Annotated in this window: 26 protein-coding genes; 9 read left to right on the top strand and 17 right to left on the bottom strand. The window is 38.1% G+C overall.

From position 1 onward, the window contains the following. The first annotated feature begins 37 nt into the window (after positions 1-37). On the top strand, positions 38-967 hold the full coding sequence (locus tag FOL01_RS10140) for a 2-dehydropantoate 2-reductase (protein ID WP_075270513.1): 930 nt from the start codon (positions 38-40) through the stop codon (positions 965-967). 61 nt (positions 968-1,028) lie between these two features. On the opposite strand, the gene FOL01_RS10145 is transcribed toward FOL01_RS10140, so the two are convergent. From FOL01_RS10145 to FOL01_RS10170, 6 genes are all read right to left on the bottom strand, one after another. Further along, complete coding sequence (locus FOL01_RS10145) at positions 1,029-1,880, bottom strand: aldo/keto reductase (protein ID WP_075270514.1); 852 nt, start codon at positions 1,878-1,880, stop codon at positions 1,029-1,031. A gap of 90 nt (positions 1,881-1,970) precedes the next feature. Further along, positions 1,971-2,837 (bottom strand): ABC transporter permease, encoded by an 867-nt coding sequence (locus tag FOL01_RS10150; protein WP_075270515.1) that lies wholly within the window; start codon positions 2,835-2,837, stop codon positions 1,971-1,973. A 1-nt stretch (position 2,838) separates the two neighbouring features. After that, positions 2,839-3,705, bottom strand: coding sequence for an ABC transporter ATP-binding protein (locus FOL01_RS10155; protein WP_075270516.1), 867 nt, complete (start codon positions 3,703-3,705; stop codon positions 2,839-2,841). 200 nt (positions 3,706-3,905) lie between these two features. Continuing rightward, on the bottom strand, positions 3,906-5,231 hold the full coding sequence (locus FOL01_RS10160) for a CapA family protein (RefSeq protein ID WP_075270517.1): 1,326 nt from the start codon (positions 5,229-5,231) through the stop codon (positions 3,906-3,908). 9 nt (positions 5,232-5,240) lie between these two features. Further along, positions 5,241-6,107 (bottom strand): MetQ/NlpA family ABC transporter substrate-binding protein, encoded by an 867-nt coding sequence (locus FOL01_RS10165; protein ID WP_075270518.1) that lies wholly within the window; start codon positions 6,105-6,107, stop codon positions 5,241-5,243. Between the two features lie 151 nt (positions 6,108-6,258). Beyond that, positions 6,259-7,413, bottom strand: a complete 1,155-nt coding sequence (locus tag FOL01_RS10170) for an MFS transporter (protein ID WP_083603505.1) — start codon at positions 7,411-7,413, stop codon at positions 6,259-6,261. Positions 7,414-7,713: 300 nt separating this feature from the next. On the opposite strand from FOL01_RS10170, the gene FOL01_RS10175 reads away from it, so the two are divergent. Both FOL01_RS10175 and FOL01_RS10180 read left to right on the top strand, forming a co-directional pair. Continuing rightward, positions 7,714-8,655, top strand: coding sequence for a LacI family DNA-binding transcriptional regulator (locus FOL01_RS10175; protein ID WP_075270519.1), 942 nt, complete (start codon positions 7,714-7,716; stop codon positions 8,653-8,655). A gap of 145 nt (positions 8,656-8,800) precedes the next feature. Then, positions 8,801-9,304, top strand: coding sequence for a YbhB/YbcL family Raf kinase inhibitor-like protein (locus FOL01_RS10180; protein WP_075270520.1), 504 nt, complete (start codon positions 8,801-8,803; stop codon positions 9,302-9,304). A 167-nt stretch (positions 9,305-9,471) separates the two neighbouring features. Here FOL01_RS10180 and FOL01_RS10185 read toward each other — a convergent pair whose 3' ends face one another. Both FOL01_RS10185 and FOL01_RS10190 read right to left on the bottom strand, forming a co-directional pair. Next, on the bottom strand, positions 9,472-10,461 hold the full coding sequence (locus tag FOL01_RS10185; protein WP_075270521.1) for a D-2-hydroxyacid dehydrogenase: 990 nt from the start codon (positions 10,459-10,461) through the stop codon (positions 9,472-9,474). A 27-nt stretch (positions 10,462-10,488) separates the two neighbouring features. Further along, complete coding sequence (locus tag FOL01_RS10190; RefSeq protein ID WP_075270522.1) at positions 10,489-11,670, bottom strand: aminotransferase class I/II-fold pyridoxal phosphate-dependent enzyme; 1,182 nt, start codon at positions 11,668-11,670, stop codon at positions 10,489-10,491. Positions 11,671-12,101: 431 nt separating this feature from the next. Here FOL01_RS10190 and FOL01_RS10195 point away from each other — a divergent pair, with 431 nt between their 5' ends. Beyond that, the gene (locus FOL01_RS10195; protein ID WP_075270523.1) at positions 12,102-12,698 is read left to right on the top strand and encodes a sugar O-acetyltransferase; all 597 of its coding nucleotides are present in this window, start codon (positions 12,102-12,104) and stop codon (positions 12,696-12,698) included. Positions 12,699-12,758: 60 nt separating this feature from the next. Here the strand turns inward: FOL01_RS10195 and FOL01_RS10200 are convergent, their stop codons facing one another. The 3 genes from FOL01_RS10200 to FOL01_RS11220 form a co-directional block, all read right to left on the bottom strand. Then, positions 12,759-13,364: a sugar O-acetyltransferase gene (locus FOL01_RS10200; RefSeq protein WP_075270524.1), complete on the bottom strand. Its 606-nt coding sequence runs from the start codon at positions 13,362-13,364 to the stop codon at positions 12,759-12,761. 136 nt (positions 13,365-13,500) lie between these two features. Then, positions 13,501-14,598 carry an SLC13 family permease gene (locus FOL01_RS10205; protein WP_075270525.1) on the bottom strand — a complete coding sequence of 366 codons (1,098 nt, stop codon included), beginning with the start codon at positions 14,596-14,598 and terminating at the stop codon, positions 13,501-13,503. A 4-nt stretch (positions 14,599-14,602) separates the two neighbouring features. Further along, positions 14,603-14,776 (bottom strand): hypothetical protein, encoded by a 174-nt coding sequence (locus tag FOL01_RS11220; protein ID WP_169823046.1) that lies wholly within the window; start codon positions 14,774-14,776, stop codon positions 14,603-14,605. Between the two features lie 439 nt (positions 14,777-15,215). Here FOL01_RS11220 and FOL01_RS10210 point away from each other — a divergent pair, with 439 nt between their 5' ends. Then, complete coding sequence (locus FOL01_RS10210) at positions 15,216-16,814, top strand: APC family permease (protein WP_075270526.1); 1,599 nt, start codon at positions 15,216-15,218, stop codon at positions 16,812-16,814. A 58-nt stretch (positions 16,815-16,872) separates the two neighbouring features. Here FOL01_RS10210 and FOL01_RS10215 read toward each other — a convergent pair whose 3' ends face one another. Beyond that, a complete protein-coding gene (locus FOL01_RS10215) occupies positions 16,873-17,460 on the bottom strand; it encodes a TetR/AcrR family transcriptional regulator (RefSeq protein ID WP_075270528.1) in 588 nt (195 codons plus the stop codon). Positions 17,461-17,573: 113 nt separating this feature from the next. On the opposite strand from FOL01_RS10215, the gene FOL01_RS10220 reads away from it, so the two are divergent. Beyond that, positions 17,574-18,824, top strand: a complete 1,251-nt coding sequence (locus FOL01_RS10220; RefSeq protein WP_075270530.1) for a YhgE/Pip domain-containing protein — start codon at positions 17,574-17,576, stop codon at positions 18,822-18,824. A 62-nt stretch (positions 18,825-18,886) separates the two neighbouring features. Here the strand turns inward: FOL01_RS10220 and FOL01_RS10225 are convergent, their stop codons facing one another. Then, positions 18,887-19,480: a TVP38/TMEM64 family protein gene (locus FOL01_RS10225; RefSeq protein WP_075270531.1), complete on the bottom strand. Its 594-nt coding sequence runs from the start codon at positions 19,478-19,480 to the stop codon at positions 18,887-18,889. Between the two features lie 277 nt (positions 19,481-19,757). Between FOL01_RS10225 and FOL01_RS10230 the strand changes: the two genes are divergently transcribed. Together FOL01_RS10230 and FOL01_RS10235 are read left to right on the top strand one after the other, a co-directional pair. Continuing rightward, the gene (locus FOL01_RS10230) at positions 19,758-20,447 is read left to right on the top strand and encodes a triose-phosphate isomerase (protein ID WP_075270532.1); all 690 of its coding nucleotides are present in this window, start codon (positions 19,758-19,760) and stop codon (positions 20,445-20,447) included. Positions 20,448-20,891: 444 nt separating this feature from the next. After that, positions 20,892-21,854 carry a 2-hydroxyacid dehydrogenase family protein gene (locus FOL01_RS10235; protein WP_075270533.1) on the top strand — a complete coding sequence of 321 codons (963 nt, stop codon included), beginning with the start codon at positions 20,892-20,894 and terminating at the stop codon, positions 21,852-21,854. Between the two features lie 165 nt (positions 21,855-22,019). Here the strand turns inward: FOL01_RS10235 and FOL01_RS11280 are convergent, their stop codons facing one another. The 4 genes from FOL01_RS11280 to FOL01_RS10250 form a co-directional block, all read right to left on the bottom strand. Beyond that, positions 22,020-22,235 carry a hypothetical protein gene (locus FOL01_RS11280; protein ID WP_207649840.1) on the bottom strand — a complete coding sequence of 72 codons (216 nt, stop codon included), beginning with the start codon at positions 22,233-22,235 and terminating at the stop codon, positions 22,020-22,022. 35 nt (positions 22,236-22,270) lie between these two features. Beyond that, positions 22,271-22,405, bottom strand: a complete 135-nt coding sequence (locus FOL01_RS11485) for a hypothetical protein (protein ID WP_257787093.1) — start codon at positions 22,403-22,405, stop codon at positions 22,271-22,273. A 113-nt stretch (positions 22,406-22,518) separates the two neighbouring features. Next, positions 22,519-23,304, bottom strand: a complete 786-nt coding sequence (locus FOL01_RS10245; RefSeq protein ID WP_075270535.1) for a hypothetical protein — start codon at positions 23,302-23,304, stop codon at positions 22,519-22,521. A gap of 196 nt (positions 23,305-23,500) precedes the next feature. Continuing rightward, positions 23,501-24,652 carry an aldose epimerase family protein gene (locus FOL01_RS10250; protein WP_169823047.1) on the bottom strand — a complete coding sequence of 384 codons (1,152 nt, stop codon included), beginning with the start codon at positions 24,650-24,652 and terminating at the stop codon, positions 23,501-23,503. A 244-nt stretch (positions 24,653-24,896) separates the two neighbouring features. Here FOL01_RS10250 and FOL01_RS10255 point away from each other — a divergent pair, with 244 nt between their 5' ends. Continuing rightward, the gene (locus FOL01_RS10255) at positions 24,897-26,045 is read left to right on the top strand and encodes an aminotransferase class I/II-fold pyridoxal phosphate-dependent enzyme (RefSeq protein ID WP_075270536.1); all 1,149 of its coding nucleotides are present in this window, start codon (positions 24,897-24,899) and stop codon (positions 26,043-26,045) included. Positions 26,046-26,076 lie beyond the last annotated feature (31 nt).

Genomic DNA, 26,076 nt, shown 5'->3' on the forward strand with positions numbered 1-26,076 from the left:
AATATAGATGAAAGCGTTCTAAAAGAAAGGGTACATCATGAAAATAGCAATTGCAGGTAGTGGTGCAATGGGCAGTCGCTGTGGTTACATGCTCCATCAAGCAGGTAATCAAGTCACATTAATAGATTTGTGGCCGGAACATGTCACAACGATCAACACACAAGGGCTCTCTGTAGAAACCGCTGGCAAACAACGATTTGTAAAGATTCCAGCTGCTTTTCCTGAAGATGTTCACGATGATTTTGACCTGATTTTACTATTCACAAAGGCGATGCAGTTAAATGATATGCTTAATAAAATTTCGCATCTATTAACTGATAATACAGCAGTCTTATGTTTATCAAACGGTATCGGTAACCTGGAAACAATTAAAAAATTCAACTCGCACCTCGACTTATTAGTTGGTACAACTCTCTGGACGAGTGAATTAGTCGGTCCTGGTGCCGTGGTTCTAAAGGGTTCTGGGTATATCGAATTTCAAGCAATTGAAAATGTTTCACATGAAACAGTCATTAAAATTAATGACGTTCTAAACGAAGCTGGTTTAGATGCTCGTCCTAGCAACAATGTCTTATTGTCAATCTGGAAAAAGGCTTGTTTAAACAGTGTTCTAAATACTTTCTGTACGATCCTAGATTGCAAAATTATGGACCTTAGAAAAAGCCAATATACACCGATTTTAACAAAGCGCGTTGTTAGTGAATTTGAAGCCGTCGCCCAGGCTAAAGGCATTCCTTTAACTGCCGAACTTGCTTCAAAAACAATTAACGCATCACTGGCACCCAATCAAGCAGGTGACCATTATCCCTCAATGCATCAAGACATTGCCTCGGGACGACATACTGAAATTGATTACTTAAACGGTGCGATTGCACGTATGGGAAAGGAATTAAATATTCCTACCCCAACTAATACATTAATTACAGAGCTAATTCATGCTCGTGAAGATACTGTCATTAAAAACTAAACAGTAAAAAAGTGGTTGGAACAACATAACAGTTCCAACCACTTTTTGCATTAGTAATATATTAATTTATAGCCAAGGGTACTTTATGATCTGGTTTTGGGTATTCTTGGTCTAACCGAGCAAGCTCCGCAGTGGTTAATTCCAATTCAGCCGCCTGCATATTTGCTGCAGCATGTTCTGGATTATTAGTCTGTGGAATAGCAATCGTCTGACCATTTCGTATAATCCAAGCGAGCAACAATACGTACGGTGTCACATTATGTTGGTCAGCAATCTCTTTAACTACTTGGTTAGTCAGCATTGACGTTCCCAATTCATTCTGTTTACCACCAACTGGACTATAGGCAATCAAAGGGACATGATACTCATGCTGCCAAGGCAGCAAACCATACTCAATACCACGTTCCTCAATATTATAAAGATCTTCATTCACGACTGCATTCTTTCCGGCAGGTAAGTCCCAAAGTTCTTCCATGTCCGTGACGTCAAAATTTGATACGCCCCAGGATTTAATTTTCCCAATTTGCTTCATACGATCTAATTCGGCAATCGTTTCAGCTAAGGGCACACCACCACGCCAATGATAGAGATAAAGGTCAAGATAATCCGTTTGCAATCGCTGTAACGACGCATCTAAATGTTGTTCCAATTTCGCCTTAGATGCATTATGTGGTAATACCTTTGAAATCAAATAAATGTCGTCACGTTGATAAGGCGCCAATGCTTTGCCAACTAATGTTTCTGATTTACCTGAACCATACATCTCAGCTGTATCAACGACACTGGCACCAGCATCTAAGCCACTACGAATAGCTTGGATTTCACGTTGTTCTTGTGAGGGATCTTCCCCCATATGCCATGTTCCAATTCCAATTGCTGGTACTTCTACACCTGCTAATGTCACTTTCTTCATCGCATTCTCCAATCTAGCATATTATATATGACTACACTCCGAGTCTAACTAACAACCTGTCTGAATACAACTCATACCATCTGAGCACTATTAATGATTTAACTTGCTCATTTGCTTAGATGCTTTGTATTCAACAATTAAGACGATCATTAGAAAAAGGACAAATAAACCAATCGTCGTCAGTAATGACTGGTTAAAATTCAATAGATGGTCCCATTTCAACTGAATGCCTAGCTCTTCAGAAAAATCATTGCGTTGCGCTTCTTTAGGAAAAAGATCTATCATATCGTCATTCAGTAACGTCTGACGATAAAGCGATGCGACATATGAACCAGGAGTCAATTTAACTAAGAATTGCGCGAATTCCGGTAGAATACCAATTGGTATATATGCACCAACCAAAAATCCTGATACCGTTCCAACCAAACTAGCAATCGCATTCAGCGTATTTCGATTATGCACGAACATCATAATAATCGTACTAACCAGTGCATTTAAAATCGACCCGATTGTCATTAAACCAATTAATACAAAAATTTTTGACAATGAAATGTTTAAATCGTCAACAATATAAAAGTACCCATACATCACTAAAAAAACGATAATCTGCATCACAAAACTAATCACTGTTGCACTTAAAACATATCCAAAGGCTAATTGAAACCGACTAGTCCCAGTTAAAATGAAATCATTTGCCGTATCTTTTTCATGGTCCTCAACACGCTGACTTAAAGCAGATAATGTTGTTGTAATTGCTGTGATACCTAAAGTGCCGCCAATCAGCCATAAATCTAAGAATGCGGTATGACTCGGTATTCTCCCCCAACTACCTGCAATCGTGTCTTTTAAAAACGCAATATATAAAATAAAAGAAATCAATGCTGCGAGTAATGAAAAAAAGACCCCTGACTTATTACGAAAATATAATAATAAATTTCGATAGCATAATGTAAGCATATCAATGCATCTCCTTTCCTGTTAATGCAATGAATGCATCATCGATAGTACCTTCACGATATTCAAAATGTGTAATCATTGGTGCAACAGTATGCAGTAGACGTAAAGCTTCTTGCGTATTTTCTGGCATTATCTGTAATTTATTGTCTGACAGAACAGCATATTTGACCGTATGCAACTGTTTTTTTACATTTTCTAAATCGTCCGTTTCTAATATCAATTGTTTTTTCGCATATTGATATTTCAAGTCAGTAGCTGATCCATGAGCAACTAATTTACCCTGGTCAATAATGAAAATCATATCTGATTGATCAGCTTCTTCTAAATAATGAGTCGTCAAAACAATCGTTAAATTTTCTTCTCGACGTAATTTTGTTAGAATTCCCCAAATTGCTTTTCTAGTTTGAATATCTAATCCTGCGGTTGGTTCATCTAAGAATAAAATATCTGGATTACCTATTAATGCCCGCGCAATGTCGGTACGTCGCCTTTGCCCACCAGAAAGTTGACCATACCGCTTATTAGCAAATGAATTAACCCCTAATTTATGCATCACCTGATCAATTTCTTGTTTATACGCTTTGCCAGTCATTTTCTGACGGACGGATAAATTCTCCATCACAGTTAGTTCTGCATCTAATACACTAGTTTGGAAGACCACCCCAATTTTTGGCGTTTTTGTATGATAAATAATCTTGCCACTCGTGGCTGGTAATAACCCCAACAACATCGATATTGTGGTGGATTTACCAGCACCATTCGGACCCAAAATAGCTGTAAAACTACCTTGATCAATCGACATGTTCAAGTTATCGACAGCTATCTGATCACCAAATGTTTTCGACAACTCCTTCGTTTCTAAATACATCCCCACTCCCCCTTAAATCACGATGCGCATCTGTTTTATTACCCATTATTATACCGATATTCCCATTTATATTGGTCAAATAAGATAGTTGGTAAATTTATTTAGATAATCGGTCATATTTTGGACATAAAAAGCCCCCGAAAGTTAAAGTTTAACTTCCAGGAGCCATCTTAATTCAAAATACCAACCCGTTTCCTATTTTAATCAATCACAAACGTATTCGTTACTTCATCATACGAAAACTGCGTATGTAATGGTCGACTTACCTTGTTTAACCGTTCTAATAACAACGCTGCCGATTCAGTATCAGGAATGCTTGGCAAGCCTCGTTTCACAGGATTTGCATCCGTCAGTCCCAAATCTATCGGTATAACATGAATTTTAGCCTCGTGATTTTCATCAACATCCACTTCTAAAATGATGTTTTGTGAAAACTTGGGATCGGCATTAAATCCAATGAAATTACCATTATCGTCCATTGCACGTTGGCGATGTAGCTGAGATGGTTTAGCATGCTCATCCAATCCATATTCTGCATACATTTCTGGTGGAATAATAGAATTTCCTGATTCAAATTCCATCATTAAGCTGCCCAAATTATAAAATATTGGTTTGCCATGATAGGTTTCTACACCACGCATAAAGTGTGCCCCATGCCCAATAACGACATCTGCTCCCGCATCAATCGCAGCATGTGCTGTTTCAACAAAGAAGTCGGCTGGTGCATCATCATACCAATTGGCATTAATGCCTTCATGGGAATGGATATTTAGAAAGACAAAATCACTACGGAATTTTGCATCGCGAATACTGTCTGTTAAAGCATCTAAATCAGTTGCATTAACCTCAGTTTTGAATTGTGTTTTTTCTTTCTTATGGAATGTTAAGTTCTTTTCAAATAATGAACCAAAAATCAATGTATTAGCATCAGGCTTTTCAAATCCCTCGATGTTTCGCCCTTGCTCATTACTTGCTGTTAATCCCAAATCATCAGATATTTTTTCTAATTGCTCATATTGTTCTGGTGAAACTTCATATGTTTCACGCCAACGTAATGGATTAACACCAGGTCGCGCAGGTACACCATTACCCGCATTGCTTGCCATAAATACATCTGCTCGCGTAGCTGTTGCCGTGACAAAACCGACTCTACCAGAAGATGTATCACTAAAACTTGGCATACGTGCCTCATCAAGAGAATTAGCTAAACCACCCACGGTAAGGCCTTGCGCTGCTGCAGCTTCAAGTGAATCACGCATTCCCTCAATACCGAAATCACCACTATGATTATTTGCTAGAGAAATCAATTTAATATTAAGATCCGCAAATTCTTTTAACGTATCCGGCCGGACCGCTGTGACGTATCCTCTACCAGCGGCAACTGCTTTATCTGGCTTTGGTGTGGAAAATTCTGCATTCGCAAATACAGCATCCGCTGCTTGTAATTTTTTTACTAAAGTTGGGTCTAATCTATTAACCAAGTTACGACTTGAAAATAGCATGTCCCCCGCTAATATTAATTTCATATTAAATAATTACTTCTCCAATTCACTAATTGACTTGTTAATTTCTACTTTTCCTGAATAATTAGCTTTTATCCATTTCTGTATCTTTTTGTCGTGATATAGATGCAAGATTTTTTTATAGTTTTCATCATTGACATGCTTTTTATTCGTTACAATGACGTTAACATTTGATTTAGTGTTTTGGTCCAATTTCTCATGGAAAATCGCATCTTTAAACACATCTAATTTTGAAATTTGCGCCGTATTATTATCAATGGCTACTGCGGCAATACCATCATCATGTAGTAATGATGGCGTACTTGTCGATTCAACCGTCTTAATTTTTAATTGCTTGGGATTCTCTTTAACATCACTGGGTGCCACTAACTCGTCCACCTGATGCTTATTCAAGGTTACTAAGCCAGCTGATTCTAGTAATTTAAGTCCGCGACTCTCCGCAGCGGCATCATTAGCAATCGCCACGGTACTATTTTTCGGAATGCTTGAAATTGACTTATACTTACCAGAATAGATTCCCATTGGCTGAATATAAGTTGTGCCTAGCGCATAAACCTTTTTATCAGGATTATTCTTGTTATAGGTGGTATAAAATGCATAAGATTGAAAAGCATTTACCTGAATTTCATCATTAGCCAAAGCTTTATTCAAACTGTTAGAATCTGTAAAATCCTTAACTTCAATATTTAGATGCTTTTGCTTGGCGACTTTCGAATCTGCAATATGTTTCCATACGACTGTATCCGTTCCTTGTGACCCAATAGTAATTTTAGTATCAGTTGGCTGTTTATTTGATAACGTTGCATATGTGCCAACCCCGGCTATCACAACCCCTAAAATGACTATACCAAATAATATATATTTACTCTTCTTTTTCATCTGAGACTCCTCGCACCCTACTTATTCCTATAATTATTTAACCACATTAATAACAATAACACGATTGGTCCAATTTCTACCATAAAAAAGAGTACCCTTGCATTTGTCTACATAATAATAGACAAATACAAGGGTACTCTTTATGTTACATCTAATGAACAGCATCCCCATGTTCAACAGATGTTTCCTTTATGAACCAAACACTCAGTCCACCTATAATGAATAGCACCGCTGATACCATAATCATATGTGGCATTTGGTTTCCTAATAATGGATAAACTGCGAACGACACAATTGAAGCAACAATTTGTGGGAAACAGATCCATGTATTAAACAAGCCCATATAAGTACCATCATGCATACCATCTAAGGCATTCGTTAAAATTGTAAATGGAACAGCATTCATAGTAACCCATGCAATCCCGATCAAAACAAATGATAGAGCTGACATCGCCTTTGAACCGGTTGTTGCTAACATAAAGAACCCAACCGCTCCTAAGAACAAGCCAAGGGTATAAGCTGGCTTACGCGTTTTATTACTCAAACGTGAAATCACCAAGCCCCAGACAATTGCAGCCACAGTTTCAATTGATGATAAGACACCAAACCAATTTCCGGCTGCTTGGAAGGCACCTGATGAGGCATCAGTTGTATGCCAAATATTGGCAGCAACAGCACCTGTTCCATACGTCCAAAGATATTGGAATCCTGCCCAGCAAAAGAATTGTACAATACCAAGTGTCCAAAAGACCTTGGGTGCATTTTTGATAATTTTTAGAATATTAGTCTTTTCAGTTGTTTCACTAATACCATGATATTCGGCATATTTACTTGGCTCGTATTCATCTACTTTCCAAACCGTAAAGGCTGCAGAAACTGCAAGAATAATTGCACCTACATAGAATGACCATTTAACCGATGCTGGTAACTGACCTTGGGCAGCAACGTTAGCAACACCAATAGCAGTAAAGAAATATGGGAATAGGTTTGCAATCACACCACCAATATTTCCCCAAATTGTCTGCCATGACCATGCCATATCCTTTTGACTGTCATTGACCATATCTGAAATCATCATCTTAAATGGTTGCATAGACATATTTGATGATAAGTCCATAAATAGGATTGCAACGGCACCAAACCAAAGAGCCGTTGATGCTTTAAACCCAAATGAACCCGCATTTGGCAATAATGCCATCACAACGATTGCTACCAATGAGCCCAAAATCAGGTATGGTAAACGACGACCAATTTTTGGAATCCAAGTACGGTCTGAAAAATAACCAACTAATGGTTGAACAACCATTCCTGCCAATGGTGGCAATTGATAACGTTGGCAAATGCTTTTTACCAAGTACTTTTTTTATCTCTGACATGATATAACTCCATACTCATAAATTTATTTATATTTGCGTTCATTGAATGAAAGCGCTTCGCTTACAAATAAAACTATACGTTTCCAAATCAAATTATGAAAGCGCATTCTCGATGTTACCGGTAACAGGTTTCTCTCCATGCGTAAATTTACGCGCACGGTCATATCCATGGTATGATGGAATGAGTAATTTATGAAAACGTTTTTAAATCAAGTATCGAGGTCAACATCATGGTTTCAATATCTGACGTGGCTCACGAGGCGCATGTTTCAAAAATGACCGTCTCTCGAGTTATTAATCATCCTGAGCAAGTATCAGCTGAAATTAGGACCGATGTCCAACGAGTTATTTCACAATTAGGATATGTCCAAAATCGTGCAGGTAGAGCACTAGCAAACAATCGCCACTATAATATCGCCTTCATCTTATTAGACGATGTCAATGAAATTGAGCCTTATTATGCTCATTTACTCATGCACCTAACTGATTCTTTACGCAATGAAGGCTACACATTAGAAATGCGACATGACCGTAATTTTGACTTGACGAATGTCGATGGATTCTTAGTATGTGGTGCGCGTCATAGTGATTTCGATGTCTTAAATAATCTACCTATCCCCGTTGTTATCTACGGTACAGAAGCGGGCATCACATCTGTAGATATTGATAACAAAGCTGGGACGTATCTAGCGACGCAATTATTGATTAATCGACAATACCAACACCTGTTATTTTTGGGGATGGCGATTGATGAACCCTTTGAAACTAACCGTGAAGCCGGTTATCGACAAGCCATGCAAGAAGCTGGACGTGAACCTGAAATCCATCATTTGCCCAACAATGAACAGATTGCACTCCAATTCTTACAAAATAATCAATTAAGCGCTAATACCGGCATCATTGCCGCCACTGATCGCCTAGGTTTGGGAGCACTACGCGCTAGCCGTCATCAAGGATTGGCTGTACCAGATGAAGTGGGTATCGTAGGATTTGATGGCATTTATATCCACCAATTAGCTGAACAATCGCTAACCACCGTGCAACAACCACTTAAAGAAATTGCCGAAAAAATGGTGCAATTATTACTAGCCGAACTAGCTGGAGAAATCGTGACATCAGAATATATTGTCCCTGAATTAATACATGGCGAAACAACAATGTCGAAGAATTGATGCAGTGAACTCAATAAAACAAATTTCCTAAATACTTCACTAGTCTACTAGGTGTTAAAATTAATAATAGCGTCTCTTAATTCATTGCACGTCCCTATTCAACATGCTAGATTGAAGCTAATACTTAATACAGGAGGGTTTACTTATGAAAATTGATGTCACATTAGATAATAATAATTTTATTCCCGATAAGTACGCAAAATTTGCGCCAGAACAATACCGACGCAATGACACGCCAATCATTAACTTCCCAATTAAAGTTGATGAGGCCCCTGAAGGCACCAAATCATTAGCCGTCGTCTTCATCGATTACGATTCAGTGCCTGTTGCCGGTTTCGTCTGGATTCATTGGTTGGCGGCTAATTTGCCAGTAGCCGATATTCCCGAAGATATCGCCAACGCCAATGTACCATATGTTCCCGGAACTAATTCACAGTACGCAGAATATCGTCTGGACAATCCGGAATTAACACAAAGCTATACTGGTCCAATGCCTCCTGATAAAACACATGATTATACACTTAAAGTTTTTGCATTAGATACAGAATTAGACTTAGCTGCTGGTTATTTCCTAAATGATTTCCGTCGTGCAGCTAAAGGACATATATTAGATACAGCTTCAGTAGACTTACCTGCTCGCAGTAACTAATGTTCCATGTGAAACAATTAGACATTAAAAAAGTGGTTGAGACAAAACAATGTTTCAACCACTTTTTATAATAAAAATATAGTAATTATAAGCTTGTAAATTTTATAGCATAAACACATTCTAAAAAACAGAATCCGCAATTTACGCCCTTTGTCTCGCTCTATTCTTTACCCAACTGTATGTTCGCTGGTTCCGCCAGTAATAATTGCTAACGTGTCATCCAGACTAATATCAACCATGTTTTGCACGGCAATATTAGTATAGAAACCAACGTGTGGTGTAATAATCACATTATTGTATTCACGTATCGCAACCAAATCCTGATTTGGCAATTCTTGTCCTCGCAAATCGAAGTTAAAGAATGTCTCTTCGACAACCATTGTATCTAACGCAGCGCCAGTTAATCGCTGTTCTTTCAAAGCAGCCAACAAAGCAGTGGTGTCCACTACTGGTCCACGACATTCATTAACTAGGTATGCTGTTGGTTTCATTAATTCTAGGGCTTTTGCATCAATCAGTCCCTTTGAAGTTTCGTTTAAATCAACATGCAAACAAATAACATCAGCTTGTTGTAGCACCTCTTCAAAAGGCAAGAAAGTTAGCACATCATCTAACTCATGGTTAGGCTTAATATCATAAGCGATGACTTTGGCATTTAAAGCATGAAAGAGCCGTGCTGATGTGCCACCAATTCGACCAGCACCAATAATACCTATTGTTAATGAATGAATTTCACTTCCTTGTAACCCAGTCCAACGAAAATCTTGTTCACGAACACGTTGATCAACTAATTCCTGCTTTCTAATTAAACGTAATGTATGTGTTAAGGCTAATTCAGCCACTGACCGAGGTGAATAAGCCGGTACATTACTGATAACTATGTCGTTATCGGCAGCTGCTTGCAAATCAATCACATCGTACCCCGCTGTCCGTGTGGTAATTTGCTTAATACCCAATTCATGTAAACGTGGGTACACATCTGGTTCGATTTGACTACGTTGCTGAATCACCAAACCATCATAACCTGCAACTTGATCAACCGTATCTGAGTGTAACTCCCATTCTGCAGTCGTTAAATCTATATCTGGATGACGGTCTCCCCACTTTTCAATCGCTGCATGCTCATCTGGTCGAACGCTCAATAACAAAATCTTCATTTTTAAATTCCCCGCTTTCATACTTTTTTAAACCGTTTGTGAAACTCGTTGATCAGCTACATATTGCTGTAATTGGGTCATGCCTCGTTTGATTTCGGCCATACTCGTTGCATAACTTAAACGTAGGTAGTGATCCCCACCTGGTCCAAAATATGAACCAGGTACCGCGGCAACGTGTCCATTTTTAGCCAAATCATAAGCAAACTTCACATCATCCTGTTCCAAATCAGGCGCAATTTTCGTGTAGATGTAAAATGCCCCACTAGGTTTAGCTGTTTGAAAGCCTAGTTCATTTAATGTATCTAAAATATAATCGCGTCTTTTCTGGTACTCCGCTTTCATCGGTAAGGCATCATCTTGACCATTTCCTAAGGCCTCGGCCGCCGCATCCTGGGCAACCGTTGCTGTGCTAGTAATAGTGAACTGATGAATTTTGCTCAATTCATTGACCACATTCTGTGGTGCACAAAGTAAACCAATCCGCCAACCCGTCATGGCGTGTGATTTTGATACACCAGAAATTAGAATTGTTTGTTCACGTAGCGATTTTGTTAATGAAGCATGCGGATGGTCATAATTTAATTCACTATATATCTCATCACACAAGGCAAAAATTGGTTTGTCCCTTAGTACATCCCCCAAAGCATCCAATTCTGCTTGCGAATAAGTCACACCAGTCGGATTACCTGGATAATTCAATACCACCATTTTTACTGATGATCCTTCACGGTCAATGGTCTGCGCCAATAATTCTGGTGTTAACTTAAAATCTGTTGCTGACGTATCCACTAAGATTGGTTGGCCACCAGCCACTGTCACATCAGCAATGTACAATGGAAATGTTGGTGTTGGAATAATGACCTTATCTCCAGGATTAAGTACAGATACAATTGCTGTATAGATAGCTTCAGTGGCACCTTCAGTAACAATAACTTCTTCCGGCGTGTAATGTTGATCGTACTTATCAGCTAAATAATTACTGACATTTTGCCGTAATTCTTGTGTCCCATTTGATGGTGCATAATGCGAGTGATTCTCTTGAATACTACGGATAGCGGCTTGTTGTACATGTTCTGGTGTATTGAAATCAGGTTCGCCCACGGTAAAATTCACAATATTTGGAATTCCTGAAGCAAAATTGGCGAAAGCCAAAATATCTGAAGCTTTAACACCTGCTAGCTGCGTATTTAAGTATTTTGTCATTTCCATAGCTGACTTACTCCTTTGATTATTAAAAACTGGCAACATCATTTCTATAAAAAAAGACCCTCTCGATTGAAAACAATCCAGAGGGTCTATACCTATCTACTCTTCCCCTCACAGATTATTCTCAAACAACCTGCAGGGTCTTTTTACTCAAGCCAAATAGCTTTCATTTCCCACAGGTACAAACATGTGTTACGTGCTTGCACCTGCTAATTACTAGATGCAAACACTACATAAAGAAACGAAAGTTATAGTTCCAATTATTCAATTGTGATAGATTGCGTAATTTCATGAATATTAGCTCCTGGCTTTAATGATATTCTAATCATACTCTAATGTTACGAGAACTGTCAACCTTTTTAAGCATAGTTTCTAAATATTCTGGGCTCCGAATTTTTATGATATCCTGATAATAATGATTTTAGGAGGAACGCATGGACTTAGATGAAAAATTCGCCAATATGGCTACTGGTAAAACTTATAATGACTTAGACCCTATTTTAGTAGCAGCTAGAGATCGCTCAACGGTATTAACCAATGAAATTAATGCCGAAAATGACAAAGAGCATAAGGAACAATTAATCCGTCATTTATTTGGCAGCGCTGGTGTTGCACCAGACTTAAATCCTAATTTTCGCTGCGAGTTTGGTCGCAATATCCATGTTGGTGACCATTTTTACGCTAACTATGATGCTGTGATTTTAGACGGTGCCAAAGTCACGATTGGTGATCGGGTGCTGTTTGGTCCGAAAGTTGGTCTTTATACGAGTAACCATTCATTCGATGCACGTGAGCGTGAAATTGGTGGTTGCATTGCAAAACCAATCACCATCGGTAATCATTGCTGGTTGGCCGCTAATGTCACCGTTTTACCTGATGTAACCATCGGAGATGATGTCATCATTGGCGCTGGTAGCGTCGTAACTCATGATATTCCAAGCAATGTTATCGCCGTTGGTAATCCTTGTCATGTATTACGAGAAATCACACCAGCTGACAAAACCGGTTTTACTGGTCAAGATTTGATATAAAAAAACTGAGAAGTAGATACTGGCTCTAACCAGATTATCAATACTTCTCAGCTTTTTTATTTATACGTGACGAATAATATGCGCAGGATTTCCTGCCACAACTGTATTACTTGGTATATCGTGGGTAACCACACTACCTGCCCCAACAACGACATTGTCACCAATCTCAACACCCGGCAAAACAATCACAGAACCACCAAACCAGCAATCATCGCCGATCGTAATTGGCAAGTCATATTGCCATCCCTCACGACGCATTTCTTTTTTGTTTGGATGATGGTTAGGCGTGTATAACTGCGTATTAGGACCTAAGAAACAATTTTTACCAATTGTAATTTTACCAGCACTCAAAATAGTGAAATTTAAGTTGATAAATGTTCCTTCGTCAATAAACAAGTTATTGGGATACTCAATGTTAGTAATTGGGAAATACACTTCCACGTCATCAGCCATATGAGGGGCCAATTCATGCAACTGTTTTAATGCCTCGTCAAAATCGTCCACTGCAATTTTATTCAGCTTCTGAATCGTTTGGGTACTCGACTTAACAATTGCTTGTAATTGTGGTTCTTTACCATATTGGTACCAATCACCATCTGCTACCTTTTCAAAGATAGGTTTCTTCGCTAGGGCTTCAACATCTGGTTCATCTAGTTTTTTAGGCATACTCTTCTCCGACTCACGATAAAAGCTAAAATCTCCCTTTTATTATAATAGTTTCAACAATTATTTAATACCTTTTTCGATTAAAAAAAGGCTGGGATCTTTATCCCAACCTCACTCGTAATCTATTTTTAATTAATTATAAACCAAACAAAACTAATAGTACGGCGGCCATCACGAAGTTTAACACCATGAACAATTTCAAAAATGTTGATGATGAGTCTGGTTCGATTTGACGATATACACGAAAACCAATCAAGTTGGCCATTGAGGCAATCATCGTTCCCAGTCCACCAATATTTGTTCCTAAGAACAACTCGTGGGCGTGATCCGTAAATGTTGAAATCAAAATAGTTGAAGGTACATTAGAAATAACTTGGCTCAGAGCAAAACTACCAAATAACACATGTGTTGGTGTGTCGAATAGTGAACTAACCAGTGTTTGTACCATATGTATATTGGCCAAGTTGTTTGTCGCAACAAAGAAAAACATAAATGTTGTTAACAAACCATAATCAACCATTTTAAATATTTTATGATTATAAATAAAGAACACAATCAAGATAATTGGCACCACAACATTAAATGGTAACCAACCAAAAATTGTTGCAATTAAAACAATTCCTGTAGCTATCAAGAAAACTAATTGGCGACTTTCAACGTGCCTAGCTGGCTTTAAATCAATTGCCAGTGGTTCCATTTTAATAAAACGCGTGATAATGATCATCAAAATCAGCGACACCACTGTCAACGATGCTGACCAAGTAAAGAATTCACCAACACTAACACCATAGTGACCAAACAAGTATAAGTTTTGTGACTTACCAAATGGAAATAAAATAGCCCCAGAATTAGCAGCCATGATAATCAAAGTTGATCCAATAACTTTTAATTGTGTCGACAAACTCGCCGCTAAACGTAAGTAAATCGGCATTAACGTTAAAATAGCAATATCATTGGATAATAACATTGCACCAAAGAAAGATAATAAGGTCACACTGGTCATCAACGCTCGAGCATGATGGCTACGGCTAACTAGCCAAACCGATACGGCATGTAAGACACCTGCATTTTCCAGCAAGCTAACCCAAATCATCATTGTCATTAAACTAAAAATGGTATGCCAATTAACAGCACCCAAGTCTGGTACTACGAAAAAGGACGTAATAACCGCTAGTAACATACTAACAGTAAACATCACATCGCCTTTTAAGTACGTAAAAATACGATTAACCATGCACTTATTTCTCTTCCTCGATTGCTTTACCACGGGCATTCGTTAGTCGAATAATTTCATATGATTTTGCTGCCATTAAAGATGTGACTCCCGCCGATAACATCATTACCGGAATCAATAGCACAGCCAGCTTAGCAGTTGTCACTTCAGTTTTATCATGATGCTTTTTAAATATCATGCTTATCTCTTTAATTGAACCTCAAAATAATAAAGACGTAAGTATATTATCGAAAAAACCTACGAAATTCGCAATAAAAATTCTGTAACATAGCAGTACTTAAAAGTATAAATTTCACTTATTTTGAATTCAAAAACGGATAGGAATAATAGATACATCATACATAATTCGCAATAAAACGAACGATTAATTAATATGAACAGTTTAAGTTAGCGTTTAGCTTGTAATAATCTTTACAATAAAATTACTATTTATCTATAATTAACAACATTTTGTTACAACCCTCACTTGTTTGAAATACAAACGTTTTCAAAAAATATAACATATAAAAATATATATAAAGAATAATAATAATCTAATCGAAAAGCTGAAAGCACCTTAAATTTGGTATTATTTCATAAGTTTGTTACAATAGTTGCTATTGTCAAAAGGAGGAACTATGAAGTCCGACAAAACAAAAAAAATCGGCTTATTTCAACTTATCATGCTAACCTTAGGATCACTAATTGGTTCGGGTTGGTTATTCGGTTCGTGGGAGGCTACTAGTGTAGCAGGACCCGCTGCAATTATTTCATGGGTAATTGGTGGACTCGTAATTGCCGCCATTGCCTACAATTACATTGAGCTGGGAGCTATGTTCCCAGAAGCCGGCGGTATGAGCCGCTACGCACAATATTCTCATGGGCCTTTATTAGGCTTTATCGCATCTTGGTCCAATTGGATGTCATTAATTACTTTGATTCCGATTGAGGCTGTTGCCGCGGTGCAATATATGAGTTCATGGCCATGGGCATGGGCGAATTGGACCAAACAATTCTTTAGTAACGGTGAAATTACGACAACCGGCTTATTCTTAGTATTCGGTTTTATGCTCGTATTCACTCTTATTAATTTTTGGTCAGTCACTTTACTAACGCGCTTTACAAACTTTATTTCACTTTTCAAAATTGGTGTGCCAGCAATTACAGTCATCATGTTGGCATTATCAAGTTTTCATCCTGAAAACTACGGTCACTCATTACATGAGTTTATGCCATATGGCTCAGCACCTATTTTCTCAGCAACTGCCACGGCAGGTATTATCTTTTCATTTAATGCCTTCCAAACAGTCATTAATATGGGAAGTGAGATTAAAAACACTAAGAAGAATATCGGTCGTGGTATCTTCTTGTCATTGTTAATCAGTGGTATTATCTATGTTCTGATCCAAAGTGCTTATATTATGGCAATCGATCCAGCAACAATTGCACAACATGGTTGGCATGGCATCAACTTTAACTCGCCATTTGCTGACTTAGCAATATTACTAGGTATCCATTGGCTATCAGTTTTGCTTTATTTGGATGCTTTCGTTTCTCCTGTTGGAACAGGTGTTTCATTTGCCGCTTCTACAGGACGTGTGCTTTTCGCAATGGAAAGTAACAAGCATGTGCCAAAATACTTAGGAAAACTTAGTTCAAGATTCTATATGCCTCGCGCTGCAATGTTAACAAACTTAGGTATCAGTATGATCATGGTTTCGGTGTTCCGTTCATGGTCAACATTAGCAACTGTTATCTGTGCATCAACTTTGATTGCTTATCTAACAGGACCTGTTACTGCTGCCGCTTTCCGACATACTGCACCTAACTTTAAACGACCTGTTAAACTAAAGATGCTTTCATTTATGGCACCTGTTGCCTTTGTGCTAGCATCATTAGCCATTTACTGGTCAATGTGGCCAACGACAATTGAGGTCATCATGGTTATCCTTCTAGGATTACCAATTTACTTTTATTATGAATACAAAGCCAAGAACAGTGATACTTGGAAGGCTTTCAAGTCAGCCCTATGGTTGATTGTTTACCTTATCTTTATTTCACTAATTTCATATGCTGGTAGTCATGAATTTAATGGTGCTGGTTGGATCAGTTATCCATGGGATTTCGTCGTCATTATTGGTGTCTCATTAATTTTCTATTATTGGGGTGTCAAAAGTGCACAGATTTTCCCTGATTACTATCAAGCCAAAAAGTTAAATGACACTGTTAAAGAGTAAAAATATATAAGGACGGTACTGCAAGTTCAAGCTTACAGTACCGTCCTTATTTTTTTATCTATACAATGCCAAACACGCCTTTGGTTGCAATAATACGAATAACATTCTCAATATCCTGTTTCGTAAACTCATCTGGTTTACTACTCCATAAACTAATTAATCCAATAATTGCCGAACTCGTAGCGGTCGAAAATAATTCACGCTGTTTTAACGGAATTTTTTCTGCTCTACCAGAATATTGATCAATCGTTATCATTCCTTCATCTAGCAAAAACTCCCTAAACTTGATTAAAAAGTGATTATTACCTAAACGATTTAATAAAACATCCATCATTTCTAAATTATCAGCGATTGTCGCCAATAAGGGCGAAATAATACTAGGATTTTCCTTAAAATCCTGTACAGACTTTAAAGACTGTAAAATGTTTTGTCGACTGAGATATATTGTATTTAAAAGTTCCTCTTCGCAATCTTCAATCAATGCATCTTTACTTTCAAAATAACGATAAAATGTCCCACGATCCACATTAGCTTGTCGTGTAATATCAGATACTTTGATTTGTAAAGCCGGCCTCTGCTTGACGATAATCACGAATGCCTGAACAATATTAGCCTTGGTTTGCGCTGTTCTATCTATCTGTTTCAAGATTTTACCCCTATTTGCAACAAAGTATTATTAGCTGTTGCATGGTTTTCTTTTATTGGGATATATAATACAACATGTTGTTTCATAAATAAATAAGGGAAAGGTAAATTTCTATGTGGAAAGTTATTTCAAGTAAGATGTTCTGGCTTTACGCAGTCGCTGTATTTGCAGTTTTGGCAATTTTTTCATTCGCACAAATCGGCGCTCGTAACTCAGTAGAACTGAAACAATTACCAGTTGCTGTTGTTAATGCGTCAGGTGACCAACAAAGTAAAAAAATCGTTAGTCAACTTAAGGACAAGTTTTCTGATTCAGACGCCCAACTTAAGTTAATCAATGTCAAAAATGAGTCTAGTCTAAAGCAAGGATTCACTGATAAGAAGTATTATGGTGCCCTTGTTATTGATAAAGACTTTGACAAGAGTCTAACTAGCCAGCAAAACTATCTAAAAGGTCTTGTGATTCAATCAAAGACAAAAGATATGCCTGAACAAGCAATTGCTGCTAATGATCAATTAAAGGTGCAAGTTCAAGCTGCTAAGTCAATGACTGAAACATTGCCAAGTCAAGCTAAGATTCGTGTAATTGCTAACCAAGGAATGAACTCGCAAGCTTCATCAGTTGTTACCACAGCATTACCAAAGATTAACAACGCATTGAGTGATGGTATGTCACAAAAAATGCAAGGTGCTTTGAAAGAAAATAACGTAACACTTTCAACTGCGCAATGGCAGGTTATCAACGATCCAATCAAGGTATCAACTCAAATTAAGAACAAGCTTCCTAACAAGAGTGTCAGCGGTATGGCGCCAATGTTGCTTGTTGTTCTTTCATGGTTGAGTTCATTGATTGCTTCTATCCTATTGTGGCGTGAGAACAAGAAGCATGCTGAAAATGGTCGCTTCACCTTGAGTACGATTAATAGTCAAATGGTTACTGGTATTGTCATGTCAGTTGTTGCCAGCTTAACGATTTACTTCTTTGCCCACACACTATTTGATGTTCCGGTACCAGATACTGGTAGTTTCTTACTACTATTGATGTTTAACATCTCCATCTTCTACCTACTGCAAACTTGCATCTTGAATTGGGCTGGATTTGCTGGATGGCCAATTTTAATTTTGATTATGCTACTATCAATGGGTGTGGTTTCATATCCAAAGGAAATGTTATCACCATTCTTCTTGAACAGTATTTATAGTTGGACACCACTAAGATTTGCCATGGATTTGTTCACAAACAATCTTTATATCAGCGGATCTTCAGCAACTTCAGCAACTGACTATATCGTATTAAGTTCAATTGGTGTTGTTGCAGTAGTATTGATTTACCTATCAAGCCTACTAAAGCGTAAAGAAAAGTAATTTAATAATTTACTACTGTTACAGAAAAAGCGGAAGTTCCACGTGGAACTTCCGCTTTTTTACTATCCAACAATTCTTAATAACCAATCTGCCCCATATAACATTCCCAAGCTATAAAGGAAAATCGATAATGGCTTACCCGCCAATAAAATAATCGTAAATTCACGCCAGGTCATTTTCGTCAAACTTGTTAATAATACCAAGGCATCGTCTGGTGCCACTGGCGAAAAAATCAACAAGGCAAATGTCCAATGCCATCCCTTGGAATCCAAACGATCGATATATTTATTTAGCGTATCTTCACTAACAAAGATATCAATCACCCGTCGACCGTAACGTCGACCCAACCAGAATAGAATCATTGAGCCAATGACGATACCAATATAATTATACAAAAAACCTAACCAAGGGCCGAACATCACAACACCAGCTGCTAATGAAACACCTCCTGGTAATATCGGTATAACGACCTGGACAATTTGGACGAAAACAAATAAGATTGGCGCCCAAATACCATATTTTTTCAGCAGTTTAATCAGTGAATCAGTATCATTGAAAACACCAATGCGATATAAATGGACGACTAACCAACCAAGCAGTACGAGCATAATAACTGATAATATTTTTATTGATAAACGTATGTACCGTACCTTCATGTCATCCCCCAAGACTGACGCAAATTAATTTAATTGTATAGCCTATGCTCACGATATTAATTTAACCTTTAATTGATAAATAAGATAACCCATCGCTTCACATTTAAAAAAATATTGTACTTAAAAGTTTTACAAAAATCTATAACCATTCTCCTACTTGTTATGCCACCCATGCAATAAAAACTTGCTGCAAACACCTTTGCCTTGTGAATTATTTATCATCATCATGTTATACTAAACTATATGAGAGAGGCCATCATGTATGGAGGTATAGCCTATGCTAGCAGTTTTAAACTTTAAGAATTTAGTTGATTTTGAACAACAAAAACAATTTTTAACTGATCTCAGTCAAACAACTGTTGACGTTAATTTAAAGATTGCGCCAACACTACCAGTACCGAATACTTACGATAATTTTGAAGTTGTTAGTCAAAATCTAACGATCAAAAAACGTACAGTTGGTGAAATATCACCCAGTGTCTTACAATCACTTGGTATAACAACAAGTTTTATTGGTCATTTGGAACGTCGTAAATCACTTAATGAAGGGCTATTGATTGTTCGTAAGCGCCTCGAAAATGCTTTAGAAAATGATATTACACCAATCTTATCAGTTGGGCAATATAGTAATATTGAGATGGTTGTTGAAGAACTAGGCATCCTATTAAAAGACGAGCCTATCAACAAGCCAATTATTATTGCCTATGAGTCATTGGCCTCAACTGAAATGGGGCGGGCACTCTATTCTATCGATGAAATCCGTGACATTCATGATGCCATTCGCAAATTTATGAAAAACAATTATCCTGAAATTTCATACCAACTCATTCTTGGTGGTCACATGGACGAAGCCGGCTCACCAATCGCCAACGCCATCGGATACGACGGTGTCCTTATCGGTGATCGTTACCATACACTCACCGCCTTCCAACCCGTGCTGGATGTGCTGAATAAACTTAGTAGGTAAGTCCAGAGTGTGACAAAAGATGGGTTGAATCCGGCTATAACGACGGTGGCACTTTTTTGTGCGTAGCGTAGCGAAGAACAAAAACAGTGGCATCTCGTTATAGTAAGGATTCAGTCTCTTGGATCACGTTTATGCAGAGTGTGAGCAAAAACGTTTTGAATTCGGGTGTAAGGCAACTCATGATATTGCTGGCCGGAGCAGTGCGTAGGACAGGGATATCATGAATTGTCTTACAATGAGAATTCAGCTTTTGTGAACACGTTTATGCAGAGTGTGACAAGCAGTGCTTTGAATCCACCCATAACATTTACTCCTGACAGCTAATCTAGCTGTCTTTTTTATTTTGAAAACTCTTCTTAAACTTTCATAGTTATAACGACCTAATTGAATTTTAACGATATTCGCGAGATAATGAAAGCGGTATCAAAATAAAAGGAGATAATCATGAGTAAGGTATATCTGTCAGCAGAATTACCCGCACTGGCTACGCAAACATTGACCGATAACGGGTTCGATGTTTCAATTTATGACGGTGACGGTTTAGTTTCACATGAAACATTGCTTGAAAACGTCCGTGATGCGGATTTTTTAATTACGCCCCTATCAACCAAGGTCGATCGTGAAATTATCGATGCAGCCCCAAAACTAAAACTAATCGCTAACTTTGGCGCTGGTTTTAACAACATTGATACTGCTTATGCTAAAGAAAAAGGCATTCCAGTCACAAACACCCCCGCCGTTTCAACTAATGCGGTTGCTGAGGTGACGATTGGCCTAATGCTTGCATTGAGCCATCGTATTGTTGAAGGAAACTATAAAATGCATCGTGATGGTTTCCCTGGCTGGGCACCATTATTCTTCTTAGGCCATGAAATCGCTGGTAAAACATTAGGAATCGTGGGACTAGGTAACATCGGTAGCGACGTGGCTCGTAAAGCCAATGCTTTGGGAATGCACGTGCAATACTACAAGCGTACCCCTTTGTCTGACCCTGAAGAACGTTCAATGAAAGTCACTTATCGTCCGTTTGATGAATTAATTGCAACAAGTGATTTTATTTCAATCAATGCACCACAAACAGATGAAAACTATCATCAATTCAATGAAGCTGTTTTCAAAGCAATGAAGCCAACGGCCAATATTATTAATGTCGGTCGTGGTCCAATTATCGATGAGGCAGCGCTATTACAAGCCCTTAAAGATGATGAAATTGCTGGTGCAGCACTAGATGTCTATGAACGTGAACCTGAAGTCGATGATGGTTTTAAGATTCTTAAAAACGTCATTCTAACACCGCACGTTGGTAATGCTACCGTCGAAGCACGTGACGCAATGGCTAAAATTGTAGCTGATAACGTAGTGTTAGTAGACAATGATCAACCAGCAAAATTTGTCGTTAACTCTTAAGGCTAAAAGAGAACTCGTAAATAACATTGATTTATAACTACATTATAAGCTTGCTAAGTTAACTAATTGAGATAGTCTAGCTTAGCAAGCTTATTTTGTTGTTCTAAAAAATCAAGCATCTCGAGATCAAGACTAAAAACGTTACCGGTTTTATCAGCCCAAGCATTATCTTATAAAGAGTTTTGCTAAAAAACCTACAATTCCGCCCCAGATAATATTAACGATAATTATTGCAATAAAAGCGAATGGATTAGTAAGTGGTCCTTGCAAATGTCCTGTTAGAATTGGTGATAATATGCCACTTAAAATAATTGCCCCAAATGCATAAACAACGCCAGAACTTGCTAATACAACAGCTGGGTGTTTAATCTGCTTGAACACCACAAAGCCTAACCAAACAAGTGAAATAAATGCGGTTAAAAAATACTGCCAAAACGATTACTTGGGAAAAGGCCAATTAAACCGGTTATTTTAAATAATGGGCGAATGAGTGCAAAAATACCTAATGATAAAATCAAGTATTTCTGTGTGGCAATAGTTTGTTTAATCATAATTCGTCTCCTGCTTAACGTGTTATATTATAACACGCCACTTAATTTGTCAATTTGAAGACAAAAAAGGTTGGCACACAAGAAAATGTGCCAACCTTTTTACTCAAAATATATTAATCTAATTTACCAGCTTCTTTTAAACCACCGTAAAATTCCATGGCCAAATGTAAGGCATGACCATCTACAATTTCATCAGGCGTATTTTCTGGCCAATAAACTGCCATCTTAGCCTCAAAGCCGTCTTCAGTTGGCTTAAATTGATGGAATGGGATGTTCACAGCAACTTCGCCACCTGTCAAAAATGCTTCCCCAGCCATTGCAATTGGGTACTCAGGATCCTTGTCGGCTTTAATTGCATCACCCAATTCTTCGTCCGGCACCACCTTAACTTCTACTAAAGTAGGTGTCCCATACATTCCAAATGGCTCAATGCCAACTAATTGACCGTCGTCCCAAGTCACTGAACAAACAAAATGCTCAGGATGAACAGATAACCCGACCCGGTCTTCTGTTTGCATAGAACGCATCATCCCCATGTATTCTTTTAGGCTAACACCACTAACCTTCATTTCAGTCCGAGAAACCTTCATTGTTTTATCTTGACTGAAACCAAGTTTTTTCCAGAATTCATCAGACTTTTTAATTGAGTCTTTATAAAGATTAATAATGTCCTCACCAGTATGTTCCAAACGATTATCAATTGAAACGTCCCACGCCTTTTGCGCAGTTAAATAGTCAATATCATCATCACTTAACGAACGATCGCCGTCTTTAATATCAACACCATGTTGCTTCATTGAATGCAAAATGTGTAAATTGCGTTCATATTCTAAACGTTCTAATTGCTTTTTATGCCACGTTTCACCATTTAATGTGAAAGAATATTTTACGTCACTCATTAAAGGTTCCTCCTCAAATTATGGCTATTACACAACTATTATTGGCTGCGTACAACAACAACGTTGTACCTTTACACTTATAGGTTAACAAGTTACACAACAAACCCCCACAACACGTAAAGGGACACTGTTGTTTCGAGTAATAAAAATAAGAAGAGATCGAGACTTATGTTTGTCTCAATCTCAAAATACATCATCAATAATCAATCTGGTAGGTAATTTCCTTAGTCTTGGTGTCACCTGATTTGAGTGAAACATCCCCAAAGCTTGGATGATTGACCGCATCAGGTAGCGTTTGTGGCTCTAGCGCAATAGCCGCATGCTGATGACCCTTTCCAGATTCAAACGTTAACTTCTTATCGATCGCATTACCTGAATAAACGACCAATCCATTACGTTCTGATAAGAAGCTCACTGAACGATCAGTTTTTGGATCAGATAACTTGGCAATTTGCTTGTCTTTATCCGGATTAACCTTGAACATCGTATCAAGGCCTTGCTCCTTGGTGCTCATCAACGGATCAAGATGGTCCTTCAGTGGCTTAGCTTCAGAGAAGTCATAAGCCCCCTTGTTATCAAGCAATTTACCAGTTGGCACCTTTTCTTTATTCAACTTCAATCGTTGCGTTGAATTCATCGTCAATTCCTGATTTTTAATTGTCTTTTCCTGACCTAGGTTAAAGTACGCGTGAATTGTTGGATCAAAAACAGTATCCTTATCACTCTTAGCGCTCATTAACACCTTGACCTGGTTATCGTCAGTCACAACGTACCTGGTCGTTGCTTGAATTTTACCAGGGAATCCCGTGTACTTTGAGCTAAAGGTATGTCGTAGAGTGATTGCTGGATTACCTTCATACGTACCAGTTTCACACTTCCAACGCACAGAATTGAAACCATGATCACCACTATGCAACGTATTGCCATTTTCGTTCGTTGGAACAGAAACTTTCTTGCCATTCAGCTTAAACTCACCATTGCGAATACGATTTCCAATCGGCCCAATTTGCTGGCCAACATATAGTGATTGCGCATTCTTACTGTAGTACTGCTTAGTATGTTTGAAAGACAACAAGATATTCTGCTTGCCATCATTACCATTAGGTACATAGATACCATGCAAGGTTCCACCTTGGTTCAAAACAGAGATTTTCAAGCCCAACTTATTCTGAACCGAGTATTCGTAGACCTGATGGCCTTTATATTTATCAAATTTCTCAACCGTGCCGTTATTGTCTGTATCCTCGGCGAAAACTTTGTCGTTAGTAATAACCTGGCTAACCCCCAACCCTAAACATAGGGACAAACTAGCCACGACAGTTTTTACTACCCCATTATTATGGCCCATTACAACCACGTCCTTTCTTAAGCTTGTTTTAAACATCACTAACTTAACATTATAAGAAAGCGGTTACAATGAAAAGCTCTTCAATTAATTTAGCTATTATTACGAATAAATAACGAATTAATTATGCCCTTCCCGATGTATTAAAATACAAATTTTGTGTATATTTTTGAAAATTCTTCGCACAAGACACTAAAAAAATGTATAATGTGATTAAAACAAAATGAGAATTCATGGGAGATTTCACATGGCACGTAGCCTTTCTAATTTATTTCAAAATCCATCTGCCAATATCATGTCTGATATTGGTAAGAACGCAGCATTAATGACTGATGTCATCAATCTATCAATTGGTGATCCAGACATGATTACACCTGAACCAATTCTAAATGCGGCCAATGATGCTCTAACAGCGGGAAAAACGCATTACACCGCTAGCGATGGTGATCCAGAGTATCTTGATGCGATTATTAATTTTTATCAAAAGAGTTTCAATCTAACCTATGCTAAAGAAAATGTCCGAGCAACTGTCGGTGCTGGTCATGCGACCTTCTTAGCGTTTGGTGCAATCCTCAATCCTGATGATGAAGTCATCATCTTCTCACCTTACTTTTCACCTTATGAAGTACAAATTGAAGCCCATCACGCTAAGGTTGTTGTCGTTAACTGCACAGCTGAAAACAACTTCCAACCAACCAAGGAAGATATCGCTGCAGCTATTACGGACAAAACGAAAGCCATCTTAGTTGATACACCTAATAATCCTACCGGTGCTGTCTATGACCAAGAAACCTTACAAGCACTGGCTGATTTAGCTAAAGAACATGATATCTATCTACTTGCTGACGAAGTGTATTGGCCATTTGTCTACGGCGACAACGATTTCATTCCTTTGGAATCACTTGCCCCTGAACATACTTTGGTAGCCGGTTCTTTGTCAAAAGTATTTGCCATGACCGGATTTAGAATTGGATACTTGATTGGGCCTGCAGATGTTATTGCCGCTGCTGGTCTGCTCAATGAAGGAATTGATTTTTCAGCCCCAAGTGTTTCACAAGCAGCTGGTGCGTATGGTCTGCAACATATTGACGAAATCACACCCGCATTAAAAGCACAATTTGGTGAACGGCTAGAATATGTGACAACTGAATTAAACAAGCTACCCTGGCTAAAGATTCTACCGGTTGCTGGTAGTATTTATCTTTTCGCTGACATTTCTGCAACTGGTATGGATGACGTTGCATTCAGCAATTACTTACTTGAAAAAGCTGGTGTATTAGTTATCCCTGGTCAGGCGTTTGGTGAAGCCGGCAAGGGCTATATTCGCATTGCGGTTACACAAGACATGGCGACACTTGAAAAAGCAGTGGTTGCTTTTTCAAAGCTGTCACTTTAGATTTAGTTAGCATAGATAAGGGAGATATTTA

Source organism: Weissella thailandensis, from assembly GCF_001932615.1.
GTDB classification, from domain to species: domain Bacteria; phylum Bacillota; class Bacilli; order Lactobacillales; family Lactobacillaceae; genus Weissella; species Weissella thailandensis.

Excerpts from the sequence above, each read along its gene's own strand:
- FOL01_RS10140 (WP_075270513.1), top strand. The coding sequence starts at position 38 with ATGAAAATAGCAATTGCAGGTAGTGGTGCAATGGGCAGTCGCTGTGGT.
- FOL01_RS10145 (WP_075270514.1), bottom strand. The coding sequence starts at position 1,880 with ATGAAGAAAGTGACATTAGCAGGTGTAGAAGTACCAGCAATTGGAATT.
- FOL01_RS10150 (WP_075270515.1), bottom strand. The coding sequence starts at position 2,837 with ATGCTTACATTATGCTATCGAAATTTATTATTATATTTTCGTAATAAG.
- FOL01_RS10155 (WP_075270516.1), bottom strand. The coding sequence starts at position 3,705 with ATGTATTTAGAAACGAAGGAGTTGTCGAAAACATTTGGTGATCAGATA.
- FOL01_RS10160 (WP_075270517.1), bottom strand. The coding sequence starts at position 5,231 with ATGAAATTAATATTAGCGGGGGACATGCTATTTTCAAGTCGTAACTTG.
- FOL01_RS10165 (WP_075270518.1), bottom strand. The coding sequence starts at position 6,107 with ATGAAAAAGAAGAGTAAATATATATTATTTGGTATAGTCATTTTAGGG.
- FOL01_RS10170 (WP_083603505.1), bottom strand. The coding sequence starts at position 7,413 with ATGGTTGTTCAACCATTAGTTGGTTATTTTTCAGACCGTACTTGGATT.
- FOL01_RS10175 (WP_075270519.1), top strand. The coding sequence starts at position 7,714 with ATGGTTTCAATATCTGACGTGGCTCACGAGGCGCATGTTTCAAAAATG.
- FOL01_RS10180 (WP_075270520.1), top strand. The coding sequence starts at position 8,801 with ATGAAAATTGATGTCACATTAGATAATAATAATTTTATTCCCGATAAG.
- FOL01_RS10185 (WP_075270521.1), bottom strand. The coding sequence starts at position 10,461 with ATGAAGATTTTGTTATTGAGCGTTCGACCAGATGAGCATGCAGCGATT.
- FOL01_RS10190 (WP_075270522.1), bottom strand. The coding sequence starts at position 11,670 with ATGGAAATGACAAAATACTTAAATACGCAGCTAGCAGGTGTTAAAGCT.
- FOL01_RS10195 (WP_075270523.1), top strand. The coding sequence starts at position 12,102 with ATGGACTTAGATGAAAAATTCGCCAATATGGCTACTGGTAAAACTTAT.
- FOL01_RS10200 (WP_075270524.1), bottom strand. The coding sequence starts at position 13,364 with ATGCCTAAAAAACTAGATGAACCAGATGTTGAAGCCCTAGCGAAGAAA.
- FOL01_RS10205 (WP_075270525.1), bottom strand. The coding sequence starts at position 14,598 with ATGGTTAATCGTATTTTTACGTACTTAAAAGGCGATGTGATGTTTACT.
- FOL01_RS11220 (WP_169823046.1), bottom strand. The coding sequence starts at position 14,776 with ATGATATTTAAAAAGCATCATGATAAAACTGAAGTGACAACTGCTAAG.
- FOL01_RS10210 (WP_075270526.1), top strand. The coding sequence starts at position 15,216 with ATGAAGTCCGACAAAACAAAAAAAATCGGCTTATTTCAACTTATCATG.
- FOL01_RS10220 (WP_075270530.1), top strand. The coding sequence starts at position 17,574 with ATGTGGAAAGTTATTTCAAGTAAGATGTTCTGGCTTTACGCAGTCGCT.
- FOL01_RS10225 (WP_075270531.1), bottom strand. The coding sequence starts at position 19,480 with ATGAAGGTACGGTACATACGTTTATCAATAAAAATATTATCAGTTATT.
- FOL01_RS10230 (WP_075270532.1), top strand. The coding sequence starts at position 19,758 with ATGCTAGCAGTTTTAAACTTTAAGAATTTAGTTGATTTTGAACAACAA.
- FOL01_RS10235 (WP_075270533.1), top strand. The coding sequence starts at position 20,892 with ATGAGTAAGGTATATCTGTCAGCAGAATTACCCGCACTGGCTACGCAA.
- FOL01_RS11485 (WP_257787093.1), bottom strand. The coding sequence starts at position 22,405 with ATGATTAAACAAACTATTGCCACACAGAAATACTTGATTTTATCATTA.
- FOL01_RS10245 (WP_075270535.1), bottom strand. The coding sequence starts at position 23,304 with ATGAGTGACGTAAAATATTCTTTCACATTAAATGGTGAAACGTGGCAT.
- FOL01_RS10250 (WP_169823047.1), bottom strand. The coding sequence starts at position 24,652 with ATGGGCCATAATAATGGGGTAGTAAAAACTGTCGTGGCTAGTTTGTCC.
- FOL01_RS10255 (WP_075270536.1), top strand. The coding sequence starts at position 24,897 with ATGGCACGTAGCCTTTCTAATTTATTTCAAAATCCATCTGCCAATATC.